Consider the following 26,246-nt stretch of genomic DNA (forward strand, 5'->3'; position numbering starts at 1 on the left):
TTACTCGGCGATTGTAGATCGCATTGCAACGGATACCCGACATGGCCTATTTCACGCGCCTTAGCGATACAAACTTTCTCGCCACCGAACACATCGGCGGCGCCTGGAGCGTCCACGAACAACACATCGCAGCGCCGATGGGGCTGCTCACCCACGTCATCGAACGGGACTGCGCGCGGCGCGGCAACGGGTTCAAAATCGGCCGCCTGGCCTTCGATATTCTCGGCGTCATCCCTATCGAGGAAGTTCAGACGGAAGTGCAGTCGCTGCGCTCGGGACGCACCATCGAATTGGTCGAGGCAACCCTGCTCCACAACGGACGCCCGGCGCTGCGGGCCCGCGCCTGGCTGGTCAAACCGAACGATACCAGCGCCATCGCAGGGCACGCCATTCGTCAAATACCCGGTCCCGACACAATGCCGCGCTGGGATCCCACCACGGTGTGGCCGGGCGGCTTCATCGCCACGATCGACGTGCATCGCGCATCCGAGGAACCCGGCCGGGCGGCGTACTGGGCCCGCGCCCGCCAGCCGCTGCTCGCGGACGAACCGGTCAGCGCCCTCGCCCGCGCCGCGTCCTTGTTTGATATCGCCAACGGCATGGCCGTGCGCGCCGCGCCGACGGCCGTGGCCTTCCCCAACCTGGACCTGACCGCGCACCTGTTCGCGACGCCGCGCGGAGAATGGCTGGGCTTTGACACCTCGGTGTCGTTTGGTGCGGATGGCCTGGGCCTGACCAGCTCGACCATTTATGATGAAACGGGGCCGATCGGCACGCTGGCCCAGATTCTGACAATACGCCCCAACATCGGTTAAGCCGATGGCACGGACGAAAAAAAGCCCCGTTGCCGGGGCTTTTTTTCTGATTCTTGGCGGAGACGGTGGGATTCGAACCCACGATACAGGTATAAGCCGTATGCATCCTTAGCAGGGATGTGCCTTCGGCCACTCGGCCACGTCTCCCAGTTGATTGCTCAACCTTGTCCGACCGGTCAAACTTCACCAGAGCAGACGACCGCCATGGTATAGACCGGGACTGATCTGGTCAAGGAAACCAGACCAATATTTTTAAAAATTTATGCCTTTTCCAGTTCGAACGCTTTATGCAGCGCGCGCACGGCCAGTTCCATGTACTTTTCGTCGATCAGCACCGAGATTTTGATCTCCGACGTCGAGATCATCAGGATGTTGATGCCCTCTTCCGACAGGGTGCGGAACATCTGCGAGGCCACGCCCACGTGGCTGCGCATGCCCACGCCAACGACCGAGATCTTCGACACTTTGGCGTCGCCGGTGATGCTGGCCGCGCCCAGTTCGGCCTGGGTGCCGGTCAGCACGTCCACGGCGCGCTGGTAGTCGTTGCGCGAGACGGTGAAGGTGAAGTCCGTTTTACCGTCGACCGACTGATTCTGTATGATCATGTCGACCTCGATGTTGGCCTCGGCCACCGGTCCCAGGATGTGGTACGCGACGCCAGGACGGTCCGGCACGCCCAGCACGGTGATTTTGGCCTCATCGCGGTTAAACGCGATACCGGAGATGACTGCTTGTTCCATGTTTGTATCTTCCTCAAACGAAATCAGGGTGCCGGAGTTGGCTTCTTCTTCGATATCCAGCAGCGGATCGGTCAGCGACGACAGCACGCGGGTCGGCACGCGGTAGTTGCCGGCGAATTCCACCGAACGTGTCTGCAGCACTTTCGAGCCCAGCGACGCCAGTTCCAGCATCTCTTCGAACGTGATCGCCTTCAGGCGACGCGCTTCGGAAACCACGCGCGGGTCGGTCGTGTAGACGCCGTCGACGTCGGTGAAGATCAGGCATTCGGCCGCCTTCATGGCGGCGGCGATGGCCACGGCCGAGGTGTCCGAGCCGCCACGGCCCAGGGTCGAGATGTTGCCGTTTTCGTCGACGCCCTGGAAGCCGGTGATGATGACGATCTTGCCGTCGTCCAGGTCGCGGTTGACCTTTTCGTTGTCGATCGACTGGATGCGGGCCTTGGTGAAAGCGGAATCGGTTTTAATCGCGACTTGCCAGCCGGCGTAGGAGACGGCTTTCTTGCCGATCGCCAGCAGGGCCATCGACAGCAGGCCGACCGAGACTTGCTCGCCGGTCGAGGCGATCATGTCCAGCTCGCGTGGGTCCGGTTGCGCCTGGATTTCCTTGGCCAGGCCGATCAGGCGGTTGGTCTCGCCGGACATGGCCGATGGCACGACGACGATGCGGTGCCCGGCGTCATGCCACTTGGCGACACGCCGCGCGACGTTCTTGATACGGTCCGTCGAACCCATCGACGTACCGCCGTATTTGTGCACGATTAAAGCCATAACAGTGAGGTTTCCGCTCAAATAAAGGTAAATGGAACCCTTAACTCTACATGCCGCAGTGCAAAATAACAAGTCAAAAAGCTCATAAAGTCATACCTTATAAGCATATGCACATACAAAATTCGGCGAATGCAAGGAAATTTTTATGCCGCTTGCCAACGCAGGGTGATGCGCCCCAAGCCTTCGGTCAACTGGTTGCAATCCATGCCGATGCCGGCGGCGAACAGCATCTGTTTGTCCGCGCGCACCAGCGGCAGGCGGCCGCGCTCCCACGCCGGAATGCCCAGCGCCTGATAGTGATATTTGAGCCCGCGCGTCGGCCGGTTGTGCGCCGGCTTGAGGCGCTCGCCCCCCTTGCGGAATTCGATCACCAGCTTTTGTCCGCGCAGCCATTCCGGGGCCAGCCCGGCGCTGGCATCGGCAACGACATCGAAGTGCAGCACGCCGCCATAGGCCGGGAACGCCATTTCGCTCTCACCGGCCCAGACGAAGGAGGTGCCCGGCGTCTGGTCGAACTCGTCCTCGCGCGTGCCTTCCAGGTCGGCCAGCTTGGGCGTCAGGTGCAGGCGGTCGCGGTGGCGGCGCACGTGGCAGTCCGGATGCGTGACCAGCAGCTGGGCGCCGTCGCGCGCCTCAAGCAGTTGCGTCAGCATCTCGGACAGCCAGGCGGCGCTCGGCATGCGCAGGTCGCGCGTGCCGAACCAGTAGCGCAGCAGGTTGTAGCTGCGGTCGGTGCTCAACATGCGCAGTTTGGCGATCACGATGCAATCGCCGTCGAGGCACATTGCTAGGTCCTGTTGCGCCAGTTCCGTCAGCAGCCGCTGCGCCGATTGCGCGTGCTGGGCGCTGCGGGCGAAGCGTTCCTGGAAGCCGGGGAAGGCCTCGGCCAGTGCCGGCATGACCTTGTGGCGCAGCGCGTTGCGGGCGAAGCGCGGGTCGTCGTTGGATTCATCGTTGATATAAGCAATGCCGTGTTCGGCGACGTAGGCGGCCAGTTGCTTGCGCGACGCGGGCAGCAGCGGGCGCACCATGACGAGGTCCGGATTGGCCAGCAGGTCCGGCGCGGCGTTGGCGGCGTCCATGCCGGACAGGCCGGCGGTGCCGGAGCCGCGCAGCAGTTGCAGCAGCAGGGTTTCGGCCTGATCGTCCTGGTGGTGGGCGGTGAACAGCAACTGGACGCCGTGCTCGCGGCACAGCGCGCCCAGCGCGGCGTAGCGCGATTTGCGGGCCGCCTCCTCGGTGCCGGTCTTTTCCTTGCGCACCAGCTCGACGCGGCGCGCCTCGAAGGTGACGCCGAGCGCGGCGCAGGCTTGCTCGCAGTGCGCCTGCCAGGCGTCGGCGTTGGGGCTCAGGCCGTGGTGGATGTGGAAGGCGACCAACGCGACGCCGCGCGCCTGCGCGTAGGCGTGCGCCAGGTGCAGCAGCGCGGACGAGTCCAGGCCGCCGCTGAGGGCGATGGCGATGCGGCCGCCCTGCCCCGAACCGATGCGCGCCAATGCGGCGTCGGCGGCTTGTTCGAAAATATGGGACAGGGTCGGGATTTGCTGCTTCTTCAAGTGCTGCTCCAAAATGCAAAACCGGGAGCAGCGCTCCCGGTTGGTGTCGATGCCGGCTGGATTATTCCTGCGGCGTGGTTTCTTTGAATTTGCCGTAGCTCATCAGCTTTTCGTGACGCGCTTCCAGCAGGTCCTTGGTTTTCATGCCGTGGAACTGGCGCAGCGAGTCGGCCAGCGCGCGCTTGAGCAAGGTGGCCATCTGCTTCGGATCGCGGTGGGCGCCGCCCAGCGGTTCGCTGACGATCTTGTCGATCAGGCCGATGGCCTTGAGGCGGTGCGCGGTCAGGCCCAGCGCTTCGGCGGCGTCGGCCGCGCGCTCCGAGGTCTTCCACAGGATCGAGGCGCAACCTTCCGGCGAGATCACCGAGTAGGTCGAGTATTGCAGCATCAGCACGACGTCGCCGACGGCAATCGCCAGCGCGCCGCCGGAGCCGCCTTCGCCGATGATGGTGGCGATCAGCGGCACTTTCAGTTCGGCCATGACGTACAGGTTGTGGCCGATCGCCTCGGACTGGCCGCGCTCTTCGGCGTCGATGCCGGGGAAGGCGCCCGGGGTGTCGACGAAGGTGAAGATCGGGATGCCGAATTTCTCGGCCAGCTTCATCAGGCGCATGGCCTTGCGGTAGCCTTCCGGCTTGGGCATGCCGAAGTTGCGCATCGCGCGTTCCTTGGTGTCGCGGCCCTTCTGGTGGCCGATGACCATGCAAGCCTGGCCGTTGAAGCGCGCCAGCCCGCCCACGACCGACAGGTCGTCGGCGTAGGTGCGGTCGCCGTGCAGTTCGTGGAAGTCGGTGAAGATTTCATTCACATAGTCCATGGTGTACGGACGCTGTGGGTGACGCGCGATTTGCGCGACCTGCCAAGGGGTCAGCTTTGCGTAGATGTCCTTGGTCAGTTGCTGGCTCTTCTTGGCCAGGCGGTCGATCTCCTCTGAGATATCGACGGCCGAATCATCCTGGACGAATCGTAGTTCTTCGATTTTGCCATCGAGTTCGGCAATCGGTTGCTCAAAATTGAGGAAAGTCGTTTTGGTCATTGTACCTCCGAGTTTATTCTCAGCTGCGGCTCAGTTGCCATCTTGTGACGCGCACAAAAAGGCCTCGCGCAGCGATTAGAGTGATTATTCTACAGTAACTGGGTCCAAACTACGCCATAAGTACCACGTCGCGACGGTACGCCACGGCTCCCAATTGGCCGACACCTCGCGCGCGTCGCTGCGCGAGACGGGCTCGCCCGAGAAATAATTTTGGCTGATGCCCTGGATCAGACCGGGGTCGTCCAGCGGCAGCACGTTGGGGCGCAGCAGATTGAAGATCAAAAACATCTCGGCCGTCCAGCGGCCGATGCCGCGGATTTGCACCAGCTCGGCGATGACGGCTTCGTCGTCCATCTGGCCCCACTGGGCGCTGTGGACGCGCTTGTTCTTGAAGTGATCGGCCAGGTCGAGGATGTATTCGGTCTTGCGCTTGGACAGTCCGCAGGCCGACAATTGCTCGGCGCCGGCCTTGACCACTTGCGCGGGCGTGCATTTGGGACAGGCCAGCAGCAGCTTGTGCCAGGCGGCGTCGGCCACTTTGGGCGTGACTTGCTGGCCGACGATGGAACGCGCCAAGGTGGTGAAGGGGTCGTCGTGGCCGACCAGGTGCAGGTCGCCAAATTGCGGGATCAGCTTTTTCATGATGCGGTCACGCTTCATGAGCTCGATCTTGGCCTCTTCCCAGTACGGCGGCACGGCCGATACCGGGCTCACTCCGCCCTCGTTATCCTTGGCGGTGACCATTATGCGCGGCGCCAGTTGGTGGTGCCGTCAGGCTTGTCTTCGAGGATGATGCCGGCGGCCAGCAAGTCGGCGCGGATCTTGTCCGATTCGGCGAAGTTGCGCGCCTTTTTCGCTGCGATGCGCTGGGCGATGGCGGCGGCAATGGCGGCGTCGCCGCTCGTGTCCGCCTCGCCGACGGCAGCCTGGCGGAATTGCTGCGGCGTGCGCGCCAGCAAGCCGATGACGTCGGCCAGGCCCTTGAGCTGGCGCGCCACGGCCGGCGATTTCGCGCGATTCAACTCGCTGGCCAGGTCGAACAGCACGGCCAGCGCGACCGGCGTATTGAAGTCGTCGTCCATCGCCTCGGAAAAGCGCGCGGCGTGCGGTTCCTGCCAGTCCAATGCTGCGCCGTCGCCTTCCACGCCATCGAGCGCGGTGTACAGGCGGGTCAGCGCGACGCGGGCGTCATCGAGATGCGCGTCCGAGTAATTGAGCGGGCTGCGGTAGTGGGCGCGCAGGATGAAGAAGCGGATCACTTCGGCATCGTATTTCTTCAGCACGTCGCGGATCGTGAAGAAGTTACCCAAGGACTTGGACATCTTTTCATTGTCCACGCGCACGAAGCCGTTGTGCACCCAGTAGTTGACCATCGTGTGGCCGAACGCGCCCTCGGACTGGGCGATCTCGTTCTCGTGGTGCGGGAACTGCAGGTCGGCGCCGCCGCCGTGGATGTCGAACTGTTCGCCAAGCAAGGCCGAGCACATCGCGGAGCACTCGATGTGCCAGCCCGGACGGCCCTTGCCCCATTTCGAGTCCCATTTGACTTCTTCCGGCTCCGATTCCTTGGACGCCTTCCACAGCACGAAATCGAGCGGATCGCGCTTGCCGGTGTTGACGTCAACGCGCTCGCCGGCGCGCAAGTCGTCGAGCGACTTGCCCGACAGGCGGCCGTAGTGGGGGAAGTTGCGCACCGCGTAGTTGACGTCGCCGTCGGTGCCCTGGTAGGCCAGGTCCTTGCTTTCGAGCGTTTCGATCAGCGCCAGCATCTGCGGCACGTATTCGGTCGCGCGCGGCACCAGGGTGGGCGGCAAAATGCCCAGCGCGCCGGTGTCCTCGTCCATGTACCTGGTGAAACGGGTGGTCAGCTGCGAGATCGTCTCGCCGTTTTCCACCGCGCGCTTGATAATCTTGTCATCGATGTCCGTGATGTTGCGGGCGTACGTGACTTCGTAGCCGGAGGCCATCAGCCAGCGGTACATGACATCGAACGCCATCATCATGCGGGCGTGGCCGATGTGGCAGTAATCGTAGATGGTCATGCCGCAGACATACATGCGGACCTTGCCGGCTTCCATGGGAACGAATGTCTGCTTGTCACGCGCCAGCGTGTTGTAAATCTTTAAATTGCTCATCGGACTCTTGGTATTCTTTTATAGAAGCGCCCGTCGGCCCCGGGCAATACGAGAACCTGGCGCGGCGCCAAACAAGCGGGGCGCACCGTGTATTTCATCGCATGCCGTGGAGACTGACAGACCCTCGGTATAGTTATTTCGTTAGTTCGTTGCCTTATTTCATTCCACCGGACAGCGGGTAGAATGGAATGTATTGGAGAAGTATAGCATTGATAAAAATCGTATTGGCCCGATATGACTGAGGATTTTGGCTCGTCGGGCCGATCGTCACCAACAAAATCACTAGGGGGAAGCAAGAATGTACAAATCGCAGACATCGCTGTTCGGCAAACTGATGACCATGTTCGCGGGTGTCGCGCTGTCCGGCGCCGCGCTGGCGGCGGGACCGGCGACCAAGGCCTCCGTGCCGGCCAGCCCCACCGCGCAGGTGGAGATCAAGACCACCATGGGCGACATCGTCGTCGAGCTCGACCGCGAAAAGGCGCCGAAGTCGGTGGAAAATTTCCTCGGCTACGTCAAATCGGGCTTTTATAAGGGCACCATCTTCCACCGCGTGATCGACGGCTTCATGATCCAGGGCGGTGGTTTCGATGAAAAGCTGGTGCAGAAAAAGACCAACAAGCCGGTGCCGATCGAGTCGCAAAACGGCTTGACCAACGTCACCTATTCGCTGGCGATGGCGCGTACCGGCGACCCGAACTCGGCCACCTCGCAATTCTTCATCAACGTCGCCGACAACGAGGCGCTGAACTACCCGGGCCGCGACGGCTTCGGCTATACGGTGTTCGGCAAAGTGATCCAGGGCCAGGAAGTGGTCGACAAGATCAAAGGCGTGCTGGTCGACGACAAGGGTATCTTCCAGAACATCCCGGTGATCCCGGTCGTCGTGAAGTCCGCGACGATTTTGAAGACCCCGATCCAGCCAAAACTGTAAAATAGCGGCCTGCGGCATCAAAATAACTCATTTACCATACAGGATAAGAATATGACCAACGTAATCATCACCACCAACATGGGCAAAATGACCGTCGAACTGAACGACGAAAAAGCCCCGAAATCCGTGGAAAACTTCCTGGCCTACATGAACGCCGGCCACTATAACAACACCATCTTCCACCGTGTGATCGACGGTTTCATGATCCAGGGCGGCGGTTTCGAGCCAGGCATGAAGCAAAAGCCGGCCGACGCGACCGTGGAAAACGAAGGCAAGAACGGCCTGAAAAACGAGCCGTACACCCTGGCCATGGCCCGCACCTCGGCGCCGCACTCGGCTTCGGCGCAGTTCTTCATCAACGTCAAGGGCAACTCCTTCCTCGACTATCCAGGCCAGGACGGCTGGGGCTACGCCGTGTTCGGTAAAGTCATCGAAGGCACCGAAGTCGTCGACGCCATCAAGAAAGTCAAGACCACCCGCAGCGGCATGTTCGCCGACGTGCCGGCCGAAGACGTCATCATCGAAAGCATCGAGCTGGCCGCTTAATTTTTTAGCGAACCAGACTCAATGAGCCAATCCCAGACCGGCGAGCGCGCGAGCGACGTTCTCGCGCTGTTTATCTCCGATCTGCATTTGCAGCCCGCGCATCCCGCCACCAGTGCAGCGTTTTTCGACTTCCTGGAGCGGCATGCGCGGCGCGCGCAACAGTTGTACCTGCTCGGCGACCTGTTCGAATTCTGGGCGGGCGACGACGACATCGGCGATCCCTATCATCAGCAAGTCGTTGCCGCGCTGCGTCAGGTGAGCGAGGGCGGCACGCGCGTCTACTGGATAGGCGGCAACCGCGATTTCCTGGTGAGCACCGGCTTTGCCGAGGCGGCCGGGTTGACCTTGCTGCCGGAGACTTACGTCACCGAGATCGGCGGCCAACGCCTGGTTTTATTGCACGGCGACGCCCAGTGCACCGAGGACGTGAAGTACATGGAATTCCGGGCGATGGTGCGGCAGCCGGCGTATCAAGCGCAATTCATGGCGATGCCGCTGGCGCAGCGCAAGGCGATCATCGCCGGCATGCGCGAAAGCAGCCGCAGCGAGCAAGGCGCCAAATCGTACGAGATCATGGATGTGACGCCGCAGGCGATCGGCGACGTGTTCGCGCAAACCGGGACCGACGTCATGATCCACGGCCACACGCACCGCCCCGCCCTGCACCAGGTCGGCGCCACGCGCCGCTACGTGCTGCCCGACTGGGAGCCGGACGCAACGCCGCCGCGCGGCGGCTGGATCGCGATCGACGCCAACGGCGCGATCACCCGCCACGACCTGAGCGGCACCGTTATTTAACGGTTATCGCCGCACCGACGCCATCGCGGCATTCAACCGTTTTATCAACGGCTGGTTCAATTCCCGCGTATGGCTGGTCCAGCGCTGTATCGTGCGCTGCAATTCCTGATCGAGCTGATTGGCCTTGGCCGCATCGCCCACGCCAGCGGCCCAGATCGCGCATTCCGCCTGGGTGGTGAAGCTGTTGTGATGGCCCAGCGCGTAATCGAATTCCGCCCTCGCCTCGTCCTGCCGCCCCGCCGCCGCCAGCGACTGCGCCAGCAACAACGATACCTGTTCCGGCCTGAAATTGGCATTGGCCGCGCGGATGGTTTGCAAATGCGTCACCGCAGCGCCCGGCCTGCCGCCCGCCAGGGTGGCGCGCGCCGCGCCGAAACGAATCTCCAGATCGCCCGAAAACGGTCCCTGCAAGCAGGCTTCATAGGTCGTCGCCGCCTCGTCCGCATCGCCCGCCTCCAGCAAGGCGCTCGCCAGGCGCATCTGGTTCTGCGCGGTCGGCGTGTACTCGTAGGCTTGCCGCGCCTCGCGCAGCTCGCGGCCCGGATCGAGCGTCTTGGCCGCCACCGTCACCACCTTGCGCGCGCCGTGTTGCAGCTTGGAGTTCGGCAAGTAGATCGCGATGAAATACACCACGCTGCCGATGCCGGGAAACATGAACAGTATCATCAGCCAGTACATCTGCTGGCCGCTGCGGATCACGTGGATGGCAAAGAAAATCGCCACCAGCACGTGTATGCCGATCCCAAATATAGCCATAAACCGCCCCAACAATGTTATCGATGCGGCCCATTGTAAGAGCTCTTGCCGCCGGCCACAAGGAAGGCCGGGGCCGTTTAAGGGCTGGCTAAATCAAACCAGTGCCGCCGCCGGCTGGCGCGCATAGGCGGCGACGCAACGCAGCAGGCGGCCGATGAAGACGCCGTTGAACACGCCGAACAAGCCGCTCACGGCAACGACGAACAGTATCTGACGCTGCAACTCGGGATGCATCACCGACAGCACGGCGACCGTGTACTTGGTGACAAAAATGGCGATCATCAGCACCAATGGCGCCCAGCTGCCGCGCTGCAGCACGGTGCCGGCGGCGCGGTCGACCACGATTTCGCCTTGGCCGATGGTCCAGACGATGGCGACGGTGGCCAGCATGCCGGTCAGCCAGACTCCCCAGATGCCTGCGCCCAGCAGGCCGTGGCCGTTGATGCCGGCAAGCGAAATCACCAGCATGACGACTGGAATGATGAACAGCTTGGACAGCGCTACTTCACGGTCCCGGGAGGCCATCACGCCGCGATAGACGAGGAAGGCCAGCAAGGCCCACACATAGGTGGGAGTATGGGAAATAATTTGCTGAATCATGGCGTGCTCCGCAGGGCTGGTTAAGTTGCCTCCACTATGCCTGCGGCCAGGCGCGAGGCCGGCGCGATGCGACGAAATGCCGGATTGCGGCGCGAATTGCCATCAGCCGGCGCGAACGGCGTCTTTCATCCTAAAAATAAACGAGGTGGCGTCGTCGGTGGAGATCACATCGAGCTCGCCATGGTGCGATAGCGCGATCTCCGACACGATAAACAAGCCCAGGCCCAGCCCTTTTTGGCCGTAGACGGGCTTGCCGCGCCAGAACGGCTTGAACAGCTGGCTGACGGTTTCCTCCGGGATGGCCGGGCCTTCGTTGGCGACGATGATTTCCAGCGCCCCGCCCTGTTGCGTGACATGCACGCGCACCGGACGCGTGGTGTCGCCATGCACCAGCGCGTTCTTGAGCAGGTTGGACAGCAGCTGCGCCATGCGCCCGGCATCGACCATGAGCGGCCCGCCCAGCGACATGTCGGCGATGATCTCGCTGTCCGGATGGGCGCCGCGCAATTCGGCGATGACTTGCTCGAAGGCCGCTTGCAGCTTGCTTTCCAGCTTAAGTTCGATGGCGATGCCGCCGCCCATGCGGCCGCGCGTGAAATCGACCACGTCGTCGACCAGGCCGGCGATCCGCATCGCGCTGCGGCGGATACGCTCGACCACTTTGCCCGCCTGGGGCGGCAGCGCCAGCATGCCGAGCACGTCGGCGCCGGTGACGATGGAACTGAGCGGCGTGCGCAGGTCGTGGCCCAGCACGGCGATGAACTGCTCGCGCAGCTCGGCGCCGGCCTGCTCGTCCAGCAGCGCCGTACGGGTTTCGGCCAGCTCGCGCTCGCACTCCAGCTGGGCCGAAATGAGCTGGGCAAACAAGGTGAGCGTCTGGCTGACTTTGGGCGTCGACAGCTCGTTGGGCACGGGGTCGAGCCCGCACAAGGTGCCGAAATAGTCCCCGTCCGGACGAAACAGCGGGATCGAAAAGTAACTCTGAAAGCCGTACATGCGCGGCGTGTGATGGTCGCGGTAGCGCGTGTCTTGCGCCACGTGGTCGATCACGACGGCGTGGCGGGTGTCGCGCACTTCCTCGCAGATGGTGGTGGTGACGTCGAGCCCGTCGCCCACGTTCAAGCCGAAGTTCAGCTTGTCCAGCACCGCGCAGGTGGTCCAGGAATCGGCGGTCACCCTTGCCACGCACACAAATCGCAGGCCGGTCAGCGCTGCCACCGTCTCCAGTATCGTCGGCACGACGGCCATCGACTGGATGACGGCAATATCGGCGGCGATCTTTTGTTGCATGCTGGCTGTCCTTGGCGGGTGGAGTTGACATCTTACCCGCTAAAAAAAGCGACGCTAGCGCGATTGCTCAGCCGGCCGCAGACTCGCGACCAGGCCGCCCGGACGGGTGTTGATGCCGGTCAAAACGAACTGCACGCCCGCATAACGCAACTCTTTGGGGTCGAAGGTATGCACCGCGATATCCTTGACGACATTATCGCCCAGCAAATTCGCGACACTGGCAAGCTGCACCTGTTTGCCCTCGTCCATATTGTCCATGGCGAAGCGATCGACGTGGGCTTCGCTCAGATAGACGGTGTTGCGCACGCTGTCGACGTTGAGACGGCCGGACACCGTCATATTGCCGCGCCAGGCCTGGCGCGCCAGCAGCGGCGTCACGTTCAAGTCGACGTTCAATGCGACGCGATTGTTTTCGGCCAGGATGGTCAATTGAGGATGGCTCAGCTCAACCTCGAACACGCCCAGCACGCGCTGGCGCATGGGGAATTTTCGGTCGAGATTTTGTTGCAGCCGCTCCTGCGGGAGATCGATCTCGCGAGGGCCGATCAGGGAGGCGCAGGCGGCCAGCAGCAGCGCGGCCGCCACCAGCGCGAAGACAAACTTGAGGGAGCGTTTAAGGTCGATCATAGGGTCCGTTTCGAGATGAACTCGTCGACATTATGACCGACCTGCGGCGTTCCGGCTCAGGCGGCGAGATGGCTATCGGACGAGCGGTAACGCTGTACCTTGTCGCCAGTGACCAACTCGCCAAACTGCACCGTTCTGGCGGCGATGTCGTGATAAGCGCCAACCAGGCCCATTTCGCCCCGCTCGATGCAATCGCGCAGGTGTTCGCTGCCGTTGATCACCTCCGCCAGCGAGTTCTCGATGTTCTGGCGGGCGATCTGATCGCGCAACTCCTTGCTGCCGGCCACGCCATGTCCCGAACACTGGTGGATCGCCATCTGGATCTTGCCGGTGATCGCGCCGATGCTGTGCGCATGCTCGTTCGCCATCGCCAGGCCGATGGCGCCGCAAGACGAGTGGCCCTTGACGACGATCAGCTTGGCACCCAGTTTGTGCGCGATCTCCAGGCTGCCGATGATTTCCTGGCTGATGACGTTACCGGCGATACGGATCGTCAACAAGTCGCCCAGACCGGCATCGAAAATGATCTCCGGCGAGGTGCGGGAATCGATGCAGTTCACCACCACCGCCATCGGGTGCTGGCCGGAGGCGGTCGCGTCGGCCTGGTGCAGGTAGTACTTTTCGAAGCAGCGCCCGGCCTTGAAGCGCTCATTGCCATCGCGCAGCAGTTGCAGCACTTCATGCGGACGCAGCTTTTTCTGGGTTTCCTGGTCCAGCACGGGCACGAACTGGATCGGATCGCTCAACGCATATTTGTCGCGCAGACCGATGACGTTCAGCTGCACGTCGCGCTCGGCGGCGACTACACGGTAGTCCTGGATAGTTTCCAAAACATCATTATCGATAAAATCGGCATTGCTGGCGTTGATCAGAACCTTGGAGCCATCGGGAATTTCCCACAGTGCGGTTTTGATCGTGGCCTTGTTCAGGAACGATACTTGGTTCGGCAATTCCATCTTCACCACTTCACCGATATGCAGGCGGTATTGCTCCAAGGAGAAAGGATTGCGGAAATTGCTGCGCATGAGATAAAACACGCCGGCCGCCAAGCCGATCAATACGCCCATCAGCAAATCGGTGAAAACAATTGCCAGCACGGTAATGACAAACGGGACGAATTGCGACCAGCCCTTTTGGTACATATCGCGGAACAACGATATTTTCGCCAGTTTATAGCCGGTAGTGATGAGGATGGCTGCGAGCGCGGCGAGCGGAATGAGATTCAATAACGGACTCAACAAGGCGACGCTGACCAGCATGAATACACCATGCAATACGGCGGAAGCCTTGGTTTTATTGCCGGACTGGACGTTCACCGAGCTGCGCACGATCACCGAAGTCACCGGCAAGCCGCCCAGCAGGCCGGCGAAGATGTTACCCACCCCCTGGGCCACCAGCTCGCGGTTCGGCGGGGTTTCACGCTTGTGGGGATCGAGCTTGTCGACCGCTTCGACATTCAGCAGGGTTTCCAGCGAGGCCACAATGGCGATGGTGATGCCGACGAACCAGACGTCGCGATTGGCGAAATGGGTAATAGCCGGCAAATGCAGATAAGCGCCGAGATTGCTCGTATCGATCGGCGGAATATCCACCAAATGGGTTTGTTCGATGCCAAGCGCCGGCACATATTTATTGAACATGATATTCAGCAGAATACCGAGGGCAACCACAAACAGCGGCGCCGGCAGCAGCATGAACCGCTTGAATGGCGTTTTATCCCAGTAGACCAGGATCAAAACAGACAACAATGAAATAATCAGCGCGCCCGGCGTAACGACATTCAAAGCATTGATGATCGCAGAGAATGTATTCTCGCCATTGCCCTGCGTGAAGGAGAAATTATCGACGTCGCTCTTGTCGTAGCCGATCGCATGCGGGATCTGCTTGAGTATCAATAATATACCGATCGCCGCAAGCAAGCCCTTAATCACATTGGAGGGAATATAGTTCGCGATGAAGCCGGCGCGGAATACGCCCATTGCCAGCTGTAACACCCCGGCGATCAATATCGCCACCAGCAAGATCTCGAAGGTTCCGAGCTTGGTGATCGAGGCCAGCACCACGGCGGCCAGACCGGCGGCGGGACCGCTGACGCTGGTCTGCGAACCGCTGATCATCCCCACGACGATGCCCCCGATGATGCCGGAGATGATGCCGGAGAACAGCGGCGCCCCGGAGGCCAGGGCAATGCCCAGGCATAGCGGCAGGGCAACCAGGAAGACCACGATAGCGGCCGGTATATCGTATTTGAGTTTATTCATAATCAATATCCATGCTGATGAATGATTTAAACGGATGACTATGATTAGTCAGACAGGCGCCAGCCATCGTCCACCGATGATCGAGATGACATCGAATTGGAAGAGATTTAAACAAAAGGTTATCGAGGGCAGTACCACCAATTAACCAGGACGCCCGCGCGGCGTATGGAAAATTGGAATATCTCAGCGCGACAGCTATCGTGGTTGATAACGGCGCGGAGGATGACAACCAAAGGCTTCAGCGGTGAAAACAATATAGCACGGACTTTTCGGACATGGCAACATTGTTCGAAAATTCATATTTTAAACAAAAATTTCCTATTGCCACTTTATTGGCCGCACCAATTTGGTGCTATTTAATATGTCAAGTCCGGTATTATACTTAGGCAGAATGAATAATAACTAATTCATATACCAGATATATTCAGAAAATACAGGATTGCTAGTTGCTCCAAATAATCAACAATTTGATCGTTTAAACGGTCCGGCCGAACCTGTGAATTGAGCGCCGTCGATTGCCGGGAAGTCTTAAAATGAACCAAGGTGTTCTTTTTTGAGCGGGGAGTTAATAATAATGATTTCAAATATACGTATAGGCTGCGCCGGATGGAGTATCGACCGGCAGTCGGCAGCGCACTTTGCCGGTGAAGGCAGCCATTTGCAGCGCTACGCCACGGTTCTGAACGCAGCCGAAATCAACTCATCCTTCTACAAGCCGCATCAGGCCTCGACCTACGCGCGCTGGGCGGAAAGCGTGCCGGATGCGTTCCGCTTTTCCGTCAAGTTACCGCGAAGCATCAGTCATTATCAAAAATTAGTCGACATTGATGATTTGTTGGCAGGTTTTTCGGCCGAAGCGGGTACCTTGGGCGAGAAACTCGGCTGCATTCTGGTGCAATTGCCGCCGAGTCTGGTTTTCGATCTGGAAGTTGCCGAAGGGTTCTTCGAACGCCTGCACGGAAGCTTCCAATGCGCCCTCGCCTGCGAGGCGAGGCACGGCAGCTGGTTCGGCGACGACGCGACCGAGTTGATGAAGCGGCATCGCGTCACGCGCGTCATCGCCGACCCGCCGGCGGGCCAGGCCGGCGTTTTCGTGCCGACCACCGACATGGTTTACGCGCGCTTGCACGGCAGTCCGCGAATTTATTACTCACCATATGACGAAAAATATCTGAATCAAGTTGCCGAGTATCTAAAAAAACACCCCGGTTGGTGCATCTTCGATAACACCGCGTCCGGTGCGGCGCTCCCCAATGCGCTGGAATTGATGGCAAAACTCGGCTAAATCGTCGCGCCGAGAGATCTGCTTGCATTTTTGCTTGCATTTTTTTGCATCACTGTTATAGTTCACTACAACACCACTTCATCAACACACATCTAGGGGACCACATGTATGTCCACGATAGGCTGGAATGACAATGCGCCGATCTACCGGCAGCTGAAGGACAAGGTCATCGGCATGATGCTCGATGGCGTCCTCAAGGCGGGCGATGCCCTGCCCTCGGTCCGGCAAGTTGCGGCCGATTATCAACTCAATCCGATTACCGTCTCGCGCGCCTATCAGGAGCTCGTGGACGAAACCTTGGTCGAAAAAAGAAGGGGATTAGGTATGTACGTTACTGATGGCGCCCACGAAAAACTGTTGGCCAGCGAACGCGAACGCTTCCTGCGCGAAGAATGGCCAGCCATGCTCGAACGCATTCGCCGGCTCGGCCTGCAACCCGAATCGCTGCTCAAGCCGGCCACACCGGGAGGTGCTTCATGAGCGCCATCATCACCGCGAGCAACCTCAGTAAAAAATACGGCAAGCAAGCCGCGCTGGACGGCGTCACTTTCACGGTCGAGGCAGGTCGCATTGTCGGCCTGATCGGCCCCAACGGTTCGGGCAAGACCACCACGCTCAAAGCGATGCTGGGACTGACGCAGTTCGACGGCGAGCTCTCGGTGCTGGGCATGGACCCGCGCACCCAGCGCGACGCGCTGATGAACGAGGTGTGCTTCATCGCCGATGTCGCCATCCTGCCGAAGTGGCTCAAGGTCAAGGATGCGATCGATTTCGTGGAAGGCGTGCATCCGCGCTTCGACCGCAGCAAGGCCGAGAAGTATCTGGCCATCACCAAGTTGAATCCGCAGATGAAGGTCAAGGCCATGTCCAAGGGCATGGTGGTGCAACTGCACCTGGCGCTGGTCATGGCGATCGACGCCAAGCTGCTGGTGCTCGACGAGCCGACCCTCGGCCTGGACATCCTGTACCGCAAGCAGTTCTATCAGAACCTGCTCGAGGATTATTTCGACGAGAACAAGACCATCGTCATCACGACGCACCAGATCGAAGAGGTCGAGCACATCCTGACCGACCTGATGTTCATCCAGGACGGCAAGATCTCGCTGGCCGCGACGATGGATGAAGTCGGCGAGCGCTTCACGGAAGTAATGGTCGAGGGACCGTTCATCGCCGCCGCCAACGCGCTGCAACCGATGACCCAGCGCACCGTGTTCGGCAAATCGATCATGTTGTTCGACGGGGTACCGCGCGAACAACTCGCGAACTTCGGCGAGCTGCGCACGCCCAGCGTCGCCGATTTGTTCGTCGCCACCATGAAAGGAACCTACGCATGAAAACCATGAAATGGCTGATCAAGCGCGAAATGTGGGAACATAAGGGCATGCTGGTGTGGGCGCCGGCGGTCATCGCCGCACTGGTCGCGGTGCTGGCGCTGGTCGCGGCCTCGTTCGACAAGAACATCAGCATCAACGGTGACGGTTCGCCATCGCAAATCCTGTCCGTCACGCTGGAGGGCAAGGTGCGCACGCAAGTCGTCGAAACGATGGCGCAGGCGTACATGGCCTCGTCCGCGCCGGTGCTGCTGGTGCTTGGCGTGCTGGTGTTCTTCTACTGCCTGGGCGCGCTGCATGACGAGCGGCGCGACCGCAGTCTGCTGTTCTGGAAATCGCTGCCGGTATCGGACGCGATGACGGTGTTGTCGAAGGTCTTGCTCGCCGCTGTCGTGGCGCCGCTGATCACGCTGGGCATCGGCTTCGTGCTGTCGCTGCTGATCCTGTTGATCGGCGCCTTCCTGTTGCTGACGCACGGCACCAACGTGTTTGGCGAACTGCTCGTCACGCCGGACCTGTATCTGACGCCGCTGCGCATGCTCGGCCTGCTTCCCTTGTACGTGATGTGGGCGCTGCCGACGGTGGGCTGGCTGCTGATGGTGTCGAGCATGGCGCGCTCCAAGGTGTTCCTGTGGGCGGTCGGCACGCCGCTGGTGACGGCGCTGCTGCTGTTGTGGGCCGAAAAAGCCATGCACATCGGCATCGACTCGGCCTGGTTCGTCAGCAACATCGTCTGCCGTCTGTTGCTCAGCGTGGTGCCGGGCGCGTGGCTGCTGTTTGACGACGCCCGCGTCTTGACGGAAGGCGTACCGCACCGCTTGCCCGTTCCGCAGATCTTCGGCGAATCCTGGGCAACCTTGGGCAACGCCAATGTATGGATCGGCGTCGCCGCCGGGGCCGCCATGATCGCGGTGGCCATCTGGATGCGCCGCCGCCGCGAGGAAGGCTAACCCACCAGCAACTCCGGGGTCAGGTCCACCAATTCTACACGGCTTCAACCGTAGCACCAGCTGCGGGGCGATTTTCGCTGCGGCGCTACAATCCGCGATCCGCGCCGGAGGTCTAACGGATCAGCCCGTGTAGAAAAAGTGGACCTGACCCCGGAGTTGATTATTCGAACTGTTTGCGGAAGTCGGCAAACTGGGCGCTGAGGTCGTCGAAGTCGCGCCGAAGTTGCTGCACTTCCTGCTCCAGCGCGGCGACGCGGCCGCCCGACGAGGCGGAGCTGACCGAGCCGCCCAGGCCGGCGGCCGTTTCTTCACGCGCCAGCGCGTCTTCGCCACCGAGCAACTGGCCGTAGCGCGGTTCCTTGGTGCCGGGCGCGAGGGCAAGCTTGGAGACCAGCGGCGGATATTTGTCGATCAGGAATTGCAGCGCGTTCTCGACGTCCGCCACCGATTTGAAGTCGTGCAACCGCCCCGTGCGGGTGCGGATCTCGCCCGCCGTCTGCAAGCCGCGCAGCATCAGGATCGTCAACACCGCCAGCTTGTCTTGCTCCAGCGACCATTTGATGCGCATCCGGTGTTCGTACTTGGTCACCCGGGCGCCCGCCTGCGTGATGCCGTTGACATACTTGCGCTGCATCAGCCGCTGCAAGACCTCGGCCACCGTTTCTTCCGAGATCGACATCACCGGATCACGGCTCGACAATTGATTGCAGCCATTGACCAGCGCATTCAGCGACAGCGGATAGTTGTCCGGCGTGAGCGCTTCCTTTTCGGCCAGCACGGCCAGCACGCGGATTTCAAACGGGTCCAGTAGTTCTGCGCCTGCGGGTGATTCCATGTCCATGATCCTTATTCGACGAGCTTGTTTAATTGGTCGGAATTCAATTTATCACATTCGGCTACTCCCTGACAGGGCAAGCCCGCCGCCTTCAGCACTGCCAGGATGCGCTCGATCTGCTGTTCCTGCTGGACGGCGTGATTGATCAGCCCGTGCAGCGCTTTCGACAGCGGATCGTCGCCGTTCGGCGTCACGCCGTAGGCCGAGAACAAATGCGCGGTGGCGCTGACCGGCGCGGCCGCTTCCTTCTGCACGATGTGCGCGGGATTGCCGACCGCCGTGGCGCCCGCCGGCACCGGCTTGAGCAGTACGGCGTTCGAGCCGACCTTGGCGTATTCGCCCACCGTGAATCCGCCCAGCACCTTGGCGCCGGCGCCGACGATGACGCCGCGCGCCAACGTCGGGTGGCGCTTGCTGCCGGTGTGCAGCGAGGTGCCGCCCAGGGTCACGCCCTGGTAGATGGTGCAGTCGTCCCCGACTTCCGCCGTCTCGCCGATGACCACGCCGAAGCCGTGGTCGATGAACACGCGTCTCCCAATGGTCGCGCCGGGGTGGATTTCAATCCCGGTGATGATGCGCGCCAGGTAGGCAATGAAGCGGCCGGGCCACTTCATGCCGTGCCACCAGCACCAGCTGGCCCAGCGGTGCATGACGATCGCCTGCAGGCCGGGATAGCACGTGAGCACCTCCCAGGTGTTGCGGGCGGCGGGGTCGCGTTCGATGATGCTGTTGATGTCTTGTCGCAGGTGGTTGAACATAGCTGTACGGAATGACAACCGAAACGCCCATGTTAGCGTATCCGGTTGGAGGTTGCTAAGAAGCGGCAGACTTGGAGGGGGAGCTGGTGACACAGCGGCGACCCTCGAAGCGGGCCGCCGGAACTGCTTTGCCGGGATGCTGTTTAAGCTTCCTTGGCAAGGCGCTGGCGGCGCGCTTCGTACAGACAGACGCCGGAGGCCACGGAGACGTTCAAACTTTCAACCGAACCGAACATCGGGATGCTGACCAGCATGTCGCAGGTCTCGCGCGTCAGGCGGCGCATGCCTTCGCCTTCCGAACCCATGACCAGGGCGGTCGGGCCGGTGAAGTCGGCTTCGTACAGCCCTTTTTCGCCGTCGTCGGAGGTGCCGATCAGCCAGATGTCGCGGTCCTTCAGGTCGCGCAAGGTGCGCGCCAGATTGGTGACGGTGATGTAAGGCACGGTTTCGGCCGCGCCGCTGGCGACCTTGGCGGCCGTGGCGTTCAAACCGACGGCGCGGTCCTTCGGCACGATGACCGCGTGCGCGCCGACACCATCGGCCACGCGCAGGCAGGCGCCCAGGTTGTGCGGATCGGTGATGCCGTCGAGGACCAGCAACAACGGCGGGCCTTCGATGGCGTCGAGCAGTTCATCGAGGTTGCGCGCCAGCGCCAGCTGCGAGGCGAAGGCGATCACGCCCTGGTGGCGGCGGGTGCCGACGATCTTGTCGAGCCGGCCGGAATCGACCGGCATGACGCGCACACCGGCCGCCTTGGCGTTGGCGACCAGATCCTTCATGCGGCGGTCGTCGCGCGTGGCGTCGATGAAAATCTCTTCCACGGATGAGGCCTCATGACGCAAACGCGAGGTCACCGCATGGAAACCAAAAATCATTTTGTTCTTCATTATTTATCGCTTCTTCTTACTTTTTGAGGCAGGCTGCGCTGCTCGGGGTGCTACCGCGGCACCCGCCGCGGCATTGGACTTGCCGCGTCCGCCCCTGGAGCGCGACGCCGGTTTGGCGGCGGGCTGGGAAGCGGACGGCTGCGGAGCGGACGACCTGGACTTGGACGGCGCCGACTTCGGCTCGCTGGTCTTGACCTCGTGGCGCTGCGACGTCGTCGGGCCCGGCTTGACGTTGCTCTTACGATCCTTGTCCTTGGCCGGTTTCTCCGGACGTGGCGGCGGCGCGTCGACCCCGGCCAGGCGCAGATCGATCTTGCGCGATTCCAGATCGACGCGGACCACTTGCACGTCGACCTTGTCGGTCAGCTGGAAGCGTTTGCCGGTGCGGTCGCCGCGCAGTTCGTGACGGGCGTCGTCGTACTGGAAGTAGTCGGTGCCGAGGTCGGTGATGTGCACCATGCCTTCGACGAACAATTGATCCAGCTGCACGAAGATGCCGAAGCTGGTCACGCCGGTGATGATGCCGGTGAATTCCTCGCCCAGCTTGTCCTGCATGAAGTAGCACTTCAGCCAGGCTTCGACGTCGCGCGACGCTTCATCGGCGCGGCGCTCGTTGGCCGAGCAGTGCACGCCGAGCGCGTCCCACACGGTCAGGTCGACGGCGGCTTTTTTCTCTTTGCCGTCGGCCTTGTCCTTGGCCTGCTGCTTGCGCGTGGCGTTCGAGACATTGGTGTTGAGCACGCTGGTCGACGGGATCTTCGGCTCGTATTTTTTACCGAGCAAAATCGCCTTGATGGCGCGGTGCGTCAGCAAGTCCGGGTAGCGGCGGATCGGGCTGGTGAAGTGGGCATAGGCCTCATACGCCAGGCCGAAGTGGCCGATGTTGTCCGGCGAGTAGACCGCCTGCTGCATGGAGCGCAGCAGCATGGTTTGCAGCAGCGACGCGTCCGGACGCTCCTTGACCTGACGCATCAGCTCGGCGTAATCGCCGGCGGTCGGCTTGTCGCCGCCGTTCAAGTTCAGGTTCACCTGCTTGAGGAAGGTGCGCACCTGTTTGAGCTTTTCAGCGGTCGGGCTGGCGTGGATGCGATAAGTGCCGGGATGCTTGTGGCGGATCAGCAGGTCGGCCGCGCAGACGTTGGCGGTCAACATGCACTCTTCGATCAGCTTGTGCGCTTCGTTGCGGGTGCGCGGGATGATCTTTTCGATCTTGCCCGACGGGTTGCAAACGATGTAGGTTTCGGTGGTCTCGAAGTCGATCGCGCCGCGTTCGCTGCGCGCCTTCAACAAGGCTTGGTAGACGTCGTACAGGTTCAGCAGATGCGGCACGATGCCCGGACGGCGCGCCGCTTCAGGTCCCTTGGTGTTGCCGAGGATGTCGGCCACTTCGGTGTAGGTCAGGCGCGCGGCCGAGTGGATCACGGCCGGATAGAACTGGTAGGCCTTGATCTCGCCCTTGGCGGTGATGACGGCGTCGCACACCAGGGTCAAACGGTCGACCGCCGGGTTCAGCGAGCACAAGCCGTTGGACAGTTTTTCCGGCAGCATCGGAATCACGCGGCGCGGGAAATAGACCGAGGTGCTGCGTTCGAGCGCGTCGGTGTCGAGCGCGTCGTTCGGCTTGACGTAGTGGCTGACGTCGGCGATGGCGACGATCAGGCGGAAGGCGTTGGCGCGGCCGATCTTGACCGGTTCGCAGTAGACCGCGTCGTCGAAGTCGCGCGCGTCTTCGCCGTCGATGGTTACCAGCGGAATGTCGCGCAGGTCGACGCGGTCGGCCAGGTCGATCTCGCGCACGACGTCGGGCAGCTTGTTGGCCTGCTTGAGCGCGGCGTCCGAGAAGATGTGCGGCACGCCGAACTTGCGCACGGCGATTTCGATCTCCATGCCCGGATCGTCAAGCGAGCCCAGCACTTCAACGATCTTGCCGACCGGCTGCTTGAAGCGCATCGGTTGCTCGGTCAGCTCAACGCTGACGACCTGCCCCGATTTCGCCTTGCCGATCGAACCTTCGATCAGGATGTCCTGGGCGATGCGCTGGTCTTCCGGCGCGACGATCCAGGTGCCGTTTTCGTTGAGCAGGCGGCCGATGACGTGGGTGTTGGCGCGCTGCACCACTTCAACGATGGTGCCCTCCGGCCGGCCGCGGCGATCGACGCCGATGACCTTGGCCAGCACGCGGTCGCCGTGCAGCACTTTCTGCATTTCTTTTTCGGGCAGGAACAGGTCTTCGCCCGGCTCGTCCGGGATGACGAAACCGAAGCCGTCGCGGTGGCTGCTGACGCGGCCGGCCACGAAGCCGGTCTCGGTCGCCAGCGAGAAGTGACCGCTGTCGTCGGCGACGATCTGGCCGTCGCGCTGCATGGCGTTGAGCCGGCGCGACAGCACGGCTTGTGCGTCTTGCGCGACTTTGAGCGACTTCGCTACTGCGAGCAGGTCAAGCGGCGCCTTGGCGCTGCGGAAGATGCCGAGAATTTCCTCCCGGCTGGGAATGGTGTGGGTAGTTTGGTTCAAAAGTATTTCTGTAGTTGTTATTGACAGTGTTCAGAGGAAATCCGGCCTGGCAAAATCGTCGGGTGCATATATATGACACGGCGACAGGCGTAGTGTACTTGGAAACGCCGGGATAGCCTAATTCGCCACCCCTGTGCAGGATTTTTCAGACAGATATCGAATTTGGTGTTTGACATTGCGCAGGATTGCTCTATAATCTTGGTCTCTCGCAGCGACAATGTTGAAAAACAGAGTTTAACCGAGAAACTGCCAGACCGGGTTGATGCGCAGTATGGAACGAAAGTTCATCTGGCGCGAAACTCACCCTGTCGCTATAATACAGCAGTTGTTGTTCAGCAGTATCAGTGCCCACGTGGCGGAATTGGTAGACGCGCATGGTTCAGGTCCATGTGCCGCAAGGTGTGGGGGTTCGAGTCCCTCCGTGGGCACCAAAAAATTCCGCAAAAAGCCTCCAGTTAGCCTCACGGCGCGCTGGGGGCTTTTTTCATTGCCGCGCCGGTTGCCCTCACCTTATCCATTGCAGGTTGAGGCGGACGCCGATTTCACCGAGCAACGCGTGCTCGTCGACCGGCTTGCTGAGAAACGCATCGGCGCCGGCGGCGATCGCGCGCTGCCCCTCCTCCGGCGTCGAGCTGGCCGAAATAATCAGTACCGGCGTGCTGGCGGTGCCTGGCTCGGCGCGCAACCTGCGCGTCGTTTCAATTCCGTCCATGTCCGGCATCACCATGTCCATCAGCACCAGGTCGGGCGGATCGATTTTCGCCTGACGCAGCGCGGCGGCGCCATTGTCGGCCTCCTGCATGCGGAAACCAAGCGGCCCCAACAGATCGCGCAGGAAAGCGCGATTGGTCGCGACATCATCCACCACCAGCAAAGTTTTACGCGGCCCCAGGTAGCCACTCGGGATGTCACCGCCACCCACCGCCGGGCCGGGCGCGTCGACGACGGGCATCGGAACATCGAACCAGAAGCGGCTGCCTCGGCCCGGCATGCTCTCCACTTTCACATCGCCACCCATCTGGCGCACCAGTTGGCGGCTGATCGCCAGGCCCAGGCCGGTACCGCCGGCGCGGCGCGCGGTGTCGCCGACCTGTTCGAACGGCGCGAAAATGCTGTCCAGCAGGGAGGCGTCTATGCCCACACCCTCGTCCAGCACTTCGAAACGCAGATGGGCGGTGGCCGTGACTTCGGCGACGGCGGCAATGCCGGCCGGGCCAGATGCCGCCGCGACCACCGCGACCGGCGCGCGCACGGGTGCGGGAGAAACGCGCAGACGCACGGCGCCGTGGTCGGTGAATTTGACGGCGTTGCCAAGCAGGTTCAACAGCACTTGGCGCAGCCGCGTTTCATCGACGCTGACCGCCATTGGCAGCCCGCCGACCAGTTCCAGCTCAAAATGCAAATGCCGCTGCTCTGCCCGCACGCGCATGATGTCGGCGACCACCGTCAACAACTCACCCAGCCGCACCGGCTTGGGGTGGAACTCCATCTTGCCCGCCTCTACCCGCGACAGGTCCAGCACGTCGTTGATCAGCGCCAGCAGGTGGTGGCCGCCCTGATGGATCGTGCCGAGGCCGGCTTGCTGCGTCGGCGACAGGTGCTTGTCGCGCCTGAGGATTTGCGTGTAGCCCAGGATGGCGTTGAGCGGCGTGCGCAACTCGTGGCTCATTGCCGCCAGAAACGCGCTCTTGGCGCGGTTCGCCACTTCGGCGCGCTCCATCGCGGCGCGCAGGTCCTTGTTGGCTTGCAGTAGCTCGGCGTTGACGGCGGCCAGCTGGGCCGGGCTTGGTATCAGCAGCGCCACCGGCACCAGCCGCACCAGCGCGATAGCCGTCACCACGGACGCGACCGCCGTGATCGCCTTGAGGATCACCAGCGGCACGTAGTCGGGACGCCAGACCACCCAAATCTCGGCCAGGTGCGTGCTGCCGCAAGCGAGGATGAACACACCGAAGGCGATGAACATCCAGTTGAACGGCATGTCGCTGCGGCGGCGTATGAAGTAGATCAGGGTGATGGGGATGGTCAGATAGGCCAGTGCGATCAGCGCGTCGGCGACGACGCTGGTCCACAGGATGGACGGTATCCACAGAAAGCAGTGGCCGTGCGGCATAAATCCCTGGCTGCTAAACCAGTTGTTCAACATCTCCATTATCTGTCTCCGTTTCTTGGGCGCCGGGTGAGCAAACTGGAGCTTACGAAAGTGCGACTGAACAAGCAAGCGCGAAATCCCCTGCGCGCGGCAGGGTGTGGCGCGCGGATTTCTTTCACAAAAAAATGGTTTCTCCCTTGACTGCGGTGGGCGGCTCACTTATGATTCTGGCCTCTGTTGCAGAACACGCAGCAGCGAAGCAAGCAGTACAGTGCCCACGTGGCGGAATTGGTAGACGCGCATGGTTCAGGTCCATGTGCCGCAAGGTGTGGGGGTTCGAGTCCCTCCGTGGGCACCACAAAATTCCGCAAAAAAGCCTCCATCAGCCTCCGGGCAGATTGGAGGCTTTTTTCATTTGCGCGCCGGCTTCGGTGTCAGCACATCCGCAACTTTGAAATTTAAATAATTTCGCCCGGGCACCAGATTGCTATTGACGGGGTGCCTGCCCTCCTTTAAGATTCGGGCCTCTGTTGCAGAACACGCAGCAAGCAAGAAGCAGCAAGCAGTTCAGTGCCCACGTGGCGGAATTGGTAGACGCGCATGGTTCAGGTCCATGTGCCGCAAGGTGTGGGGGTTCGAGTCCCTCCGTGGGCACCACTCTACCGGATACGCAAAAAAGCTCCATCAACCGAAAGGTCCGATGGAGCTTTTTTCATTGGCGCCAGGTTTTGC

Annotated in this window: 23 protein-coding genes and 4 tRNA genes; 11 read left to right on the plus strand and 16 right to left on the minus strand. The window is 61.4% G+C overall.

From position 1 onward, the window contains the following. Nucleotides 1-41 precede the first annotated feature (41 nt). On the plus strand, nt 42-815 hold the full coding sequence (locus NHH73_20150) for a thioesterase family protein (protein USX24912.1): 774 nt from the start codon (nt 42-44) through the stop codon (nt 813-815). Between the two features lie 54 nt (nt 816-869). On the opposite strand, the gene NHH73_20155 is transcribed toward NHH73_20150, so the two are convergent. The 6 genes from NHH73_20155 to cysS all read right to left on the minus strand — a co-directional run bounded on the left by NHH73_20155 (nt 870) and on the right by cysS (nt 7,050). Next, a tRNA-Ser gene (locus NHH73_20155) sits at nt 870-962 on the minus strand. A gap of 113 nt (nt 963-1,075) precedes the next feature. Beyond that, the gene (locus NHH73_20160) at nt 1,076-2,323 is read right to left on the minus strand and encodes an aspartate kinase (protein USX24913.1); all 1,248 of its coding nucleotides are present in this window, start codon (nt 2,321-2,323) and stop codon (nt 1,076-1,078) included. Between the two features lie 143 nt (nt 2,324-2,466). Then, entirely contained in the window at nt 2,467-3,879 is a 1,413-nt protein-coding gene (tilS, locus tag NHH73_20165) for a tRNA lysidine(34) synthetase TilS (GenBank protein ID USX24914.1), read from the minus strand. A 61-nt stretch (nt 3,880-3,940) separates the two neighbouring features. After that, complete coding sequence (locus tag NHH73_20170; GenBank protein ID USX24915.1) at nt 3,941-4,915, minus strand: acetyl-CoA carboxylase carboxyltransferase subunit alpha; 975 nt, start codon at nt 4,913-4,915, stop codon at nt 3,941-3,943. An 84-nt stretch (nt 4,916-4,999) separates the two neighbouring features. After that, nucleotides 5,000-5,659 (minus strand): DNA-3-methyladenine glycosylase, encoded by a 660-nt coding sequence (locus NHH73_20175; GenBank protein USX24916.1) that lies wholly within the window; start codon nt 5,657-5,659, stop codon nt 5,000-5,002. Beyond that, the gene (gene cysS, locus NHH73_20180; GenBank protein ID USX24917.1) at nt 5,659-7,050 is read right to left on the minus strand and encodes a cysteine--tRNA ligase; all 1,392 of its coding nucleotides are present in this window, start codon (nt 7,048-7,050) and stop codon (nt 5,659-5,661) included. The genes NHH73_20175 and cysS overlap by 1 nt, the downstream gene beginning before the upstream one ends. 298 nt (nt 7,051-7,348) lie before the next feature. On the opposite strand from cysS, the gene NHH73_20185 reads away from it, so the two are divergent. Genes NHH73_20185 through NHH73_20195 form a run of 3 tightly spaced genes read left to right on the plus strand, consistent with a single transcriptional unit; the run spans nt 7,349 to nt 9,328 of the window. Next, nucleotides 7,349-7,984: a peptidylprolyl isomerase gene (locus tag NHH73_20185; GenBank protein ID USX24918.1), complete on the plus strand. Its 636-nt coding sequence runs from the start codon at nt 7,349-7,351 to the stop codon at nt 7,982-7,984. A gap of 51 nt (nt 7,985-8,035) precedes the next feature. Continuing rightward, nucleotides 8,036-8,530, plus strand: a complete 495-nt coding sequence (locus NHH73_20190; protein ID USX24919.1) for a peptidylprolyl isomerase — start codon at nt 8,036-8,038, stop codon at nt 8,528-8,530. Nucleotides 8,531-8,551: 21 nt separating this feature from the next. After that, nucleotides 8,552-9,328 (plus strand): UDP-2,3-diacylglucosamine diphosphatase, encoded by a 777-nt coding sequence (locus tag NHH73_20195; GenBank protein USX24920.1) that lies wholly within the window; start codon nt 8,552-8,554, stop codon nt 9,326-9,328. Between the two features lie 3 nt (nt 9,329-9,331). Here NHH73_20195 and NHH73_20200 read toward each other — a convergent pair whose 3' ends face one another. The 5 genes from NHH73_20200 to NHH73_20220 form a co-directional block, all read right to left on the minus strand. Next, nucleotides 9,332-10,084 (minus strand): tetratricopeptide repeat protein, encoded by a 753-nt coding sequence (locus NHH73_20200; GenBank protein USX24921.1) that lies wholly within the window; start codon nt 10,082-10,084, stop codon nt 9,332-9,334. Nucleotides 10,085-10,177: 93 nt separating this feature from the next. Next, nucleotides 10,178-10,684 carry a hypothetical protein gene (locus NHH73_20205; GenBank protein ID USX24922.1) on the minus strand — a complete coding sequence of 169 codons (507 nt, stop codon included), beginning with the start codon at nt 10,682-10,684 and terminating at the stop codon, nt 10,178-10,180. Between the two features lie 102 nt (nt 10,685-10,786). Continuing rightward, complete coding sequence (locus NHH73_20210) at nt 10,787-11,974, minus strand: GAF domain-containing sensor histidine kinase (protein USX24923.1); 1,188 nt, start codon at nt 11,972-11,974, stop codon at nt 10,787-10,789. Nucleotides 11,975-12,028: 54 nt separating this feature from the next. Beyond that, complete coding sequence (locus NHH73_20215; GenBank protein ID USX24924.1) at nt 12,029-12,601, minus strand: DUF1439 domain-containing protein; 573 nt, start codon at nt 12,599-12,601, stop codon at nt 12,029-12,031. Between the two features lie 56 nt (nt 12,602-12,657). Continuing rightward, nucleotides 12,658-14,862 carry a SulP family inorganic anion transporter gene (locus NHH73_20220; protein ID USX24925.1) on the minus strand — a complete coding sequence of 735 codons (2,205 nt, stop codon included), beginning with the start codon at nt 14,860-14,862 and terminating at the stop codon, nt 12,658-12,660. A 574-nt stretch (nt 14,863-15,436) separates the two neighbouring features. Here NHH73_20220 and NHH73_20225 point away from each other — a divergent pair. The 4 genes from NHH73_20225 to NHH73_20240 all read left to right on the plus strand — a co-directional run bounded on the left by NHH73_20225 (nt 15,437) and on the right by NHH73_20240 (nt 18,428). After that, nucleotides 15,437-16,147 (plus strand): DUF72 domain-containing protein, encoded by a 711-nt coding sequence (locus NHH73_20225; GenBank protein ID USX24926.1) that lies wholly within the window; start codon nt 15,437-15,439, stop codon nt 16,145-16,147. Between the two features lie 108 nt (nt 16,148-16,255). Continuing rightward, nucleotides 16,256-16,627, plus strand: a complete 372-nt coding sequence (locus tag NHH73_20230) for a GntR family transcriptional regulator (GenBank protein USX24927.1) — start codon at nt 16,256-16,258, stop codon at nt 16,625-16,627. Next, on the plus strand, nt 16,624-17,481 hold the full coding sequence (locus NHH73_20235; GenBank protein USX24928.1) for an ABC transporter ATP-binding protein: 858 nt from the start codon (nt 16,624-16,626) through the stop codon (nt 17,479-17,481). Before NHH73_20230 ends, NHH73_20235 begins: the two co-directional genes overlap by 4 nt. Next, entirely contained in the window at nt 17,478-18,428 is a 951-nt protein-coding gene (locus NHH73_20240) for a hypothetical protein (GenBank protein ID USX24929.1), read from the plus strand. Before NHH73_20235 ends, NHH73_20240 begins: the two co-directional genes overlap by 4 nt. A 160-nt stretch (nt 18,429-18,588) precedes the next feature. Here the strand turns inward: NHH73_20240 and NHH73_20245 are convergent, their stop codons facing one another. The 4 genes from NHH73_20245 to rnr all read right to left on the minus strand — a co-directional run bounded on the left by NHH73_20245 (nt 18,589) and on the right by rnr (nt 23,422). Beyond that, nucleotides 18,589-19,263, minus strand: a complete 675-nt coding sequence (locus NHH73_20245) for a YceH family protein (GenBank protein USX24930.1) — start codon at nt 19,261-19,263, stop codon at nt 18,589-18,591. Nucleotides 19,264-19,274: 11 nt separating this feature from the next. Next, on the minus strand, nt 19,275-20,021 hold the full coding sequence (cysE, locus tag NHH73_20250) for a serine O-acetyltransferase (protein ID USX24931.1): 747 nt from the start codon (nt 20,019-20,021) through the stop codon (nt 19,275-19,277). Nucleotides 20,022-20,164: 143 nt separating this feature from the next. Beyond that, the gene (gene rlmB, locus NHH73_20255; GenBank protein ID USX24932.1) at nt 20,165-20,908 is read right to left on the minus strand and encodes a 23S rRNA (guanosine(2251)-2'-O)-methyltransferase RlmB; all 744 of its coding nucleotides are present in this window, start codon (nt 20,906-20,908) and stop codon (nt 20,165-20,167) included. Nucleotides 20,909-20,911: 3 nt separating this feature from the next. Beyond that, nucleotides 20,912-23,422, minus strand: coding sequence for a ribonuclease R (gene rnr / locus NHH73_20260; protein USX24933.1), 2,511 nt, complete (start codon nt 23,420-23,422; stop codon nt 20,912-20,914). 346 nt (nt 23,423-23,768) lie between these two features. Here rnr and NHH73_20265 point away from each other — a divergent pair. After that, a tRNA-Leu gene (locus tag NHH73_20265) sits at nt 23,769-23,853 on the plus strand. 74 nt (nt 23,854-23,927) lie between these two features. Here the strand turns inward: NHH73_20265 and NHH73_20270 are convergent. Next, nucleotides 23,928-25,574: an ATP-binding protein gene (locus NHH73_20270; GenBank protein ID USX24934.1), complete on the minus strand. Its 1,647-nt coding sequence runs from the start codon at nt 25,572-25,574 to the stop codon at nt 23,928-23,930. Nucleotides 25,575-25,787: 213 nt separating this feature from the next. On the opposite strand from NHH73_20270, the gene NHH73_20275 reads away from it, so the two are divergent. Together NHH73_20275 and NHH73_20280 are read left to right on the plus strand one after the other, a co-directional pair. Then, nucleotides 25,788-25,872: transfer RNA gene (locus tag NHH73_20275), tRNA-Leu, on the plus strand. 214 nt (nt 25,873-26,086) lie between these two features. Next, nucleotides 26,087-26,171 (plus strand) — tRNA-Leu (locus NHH73_20280). The last annotated feature ends 75 nt before the right edge of the window (nt 26,172-26,246 follow it).

The sequence above is a fragment of the Oxalobacteraceae bacterium OTU3CINTB1 genome, assembly GCA_024123955.1.
Taxonomy (GTDB): Bacteria; Pseudomonadota; Gammaproteobacteria; order Burkholderiales; family Burkholderiaceae_D; genus Rugamonas.

Bases quoted from the DNA above. Each gene is read 5' to 3' on its own strand.
- NHH73_20150 (USX24912.1), top strand. From the start codon at position 42: ATGGCCTATTTCACGCGCCTTAGCGATACAAACTTTCTCGCCACCGAA.
- NHH73_20160 (USX24913.1), bottom strand. From the start codon at position 2,323: ATGGCTTTAATCGTGCACAAATACGGCGGTACGTCGATGGGTTCGACG.
- NHH73_20170 (USX24915.1), bottom strand. From the start codon at position 4,915: ATGACCAAAACGACTTTCCTCAATTTTGAGCAACCGATTGCCGAACTC.
- NHH73_20175 (USX24916.1), bottom strand. From the start codon at position 5,659: ATGGTCACCGCCAAGGATAACGAGGGCGGAGTGAGCCCGGTATCGGCC.
- cysS (USX24917.1), bottom strand. From the start codon at position 7,050: ATGAGCAATTTAAAGATTTACAACACGCTGGCGCGTGACAAGCAGACA.
- NHH73_20185 (USX24918.1), top strand. From the start codon at position 7,349: ATGTACAAATCGCAGACATCGCTGTTCGGCAAACTGATGACCATGTTC.
- NHH73_20190 (USX24919.1), top strand. From the start codon at position 8,036: ATGACCAACGTAATCATCACCACCAACATGGGCAAAATGACCGTCGAA.
- NHH73_20195 (USX24920.1), top strand. From the start codon at position 8,552: ATGAGCCAATCCCAGACCGGCGAGCGCGCGAGCGACGTTCTCGCGCTG.
- NHH73_20200 (USX24921.1), bottom strand. From the start codon at position 10,084: ATGGCTATATTTGGGATCGGCATACACGTGCTGGTGGCGATTTTCTTT.
- NHH73_20205 (USX24922.1), bottom strand. From the start codon at position 10,684: ATGATTCAGCAAATTATTTCCCATACTCCCACCTATGTGTGGGCCTTG.
- NHH73_20210 (USX24923.1), bottom strand. From the start codon at position 11,974: ATGCAACAAAAGATCGCCGCCGATATTGCCGTCATCCAGTCGATGGCC.
- NHH73_20215 (USX24924.1), bottom strand. From the start codon at position 12,601: ATGATCGACCTTAAACGCTCCCTCAAGTTTGTCTTCGCGCTGGTGGCG.
- NHH73_20220 (USX24925.1), bottom strand. From the start codon at position 14,862: ATGAATAAACTCAAATACGATATACCGGCCGCTATCGTGGTCTTCCTG.
- NHH73_20225 (USX24926.1), top strand. From the start codon at position 15,437: ATGATTTCAAATATACGTATAGGCTGCGCCGGATGGAGTATCGACCGG.
- NHH73_20230 (USX24927.1), top strand. From the start codon at position 16,256: ATGTCCACGATAGGCTGGAATGACAATGCGCCGATCTACCGGCAGCTG.
- NHH73_20235 (USX24928.1), top strand. From the start codon at position 16,624: ATGAGCGCCATCATCACCGCGAGCAACCTCAGTAAAAAATACGGCAAG.
- NHH73_20240 (USX24929.1), top strand. From the start codon at position 17,478: ATGAAAACCATGAAATGGCTGATCAAGCGCGAAATGTGGGAACATAAG.
- NHH73_20245 (USX24930.1), bottom strand. From the start codon at position 19,263: ATGGAATCACCCGCAGGCGCAGAACTACTGGACCCGTTTGAAATCCGC.
- cysE (USX24931.1), bottom strand. From the start codon at position 20,021: ATGTTCAACCACCTGCGACAAGACATCAACAGCATCATCGAACGCGAC.
- rlmB (USX24932.1), bottom strand. From the start codon at position 20,908: ATGAAGAACAAAATGATTTTTGGTTTCCATGCGGTGACCTCGCGTTTG.
- NHH73_20270 (USX24934.1), bottom strand. From the start codon at position 25,574: ATGGAGATGTTGAACAACTGGTTTAGCAGCCAGGGATTTATGCCGCAC.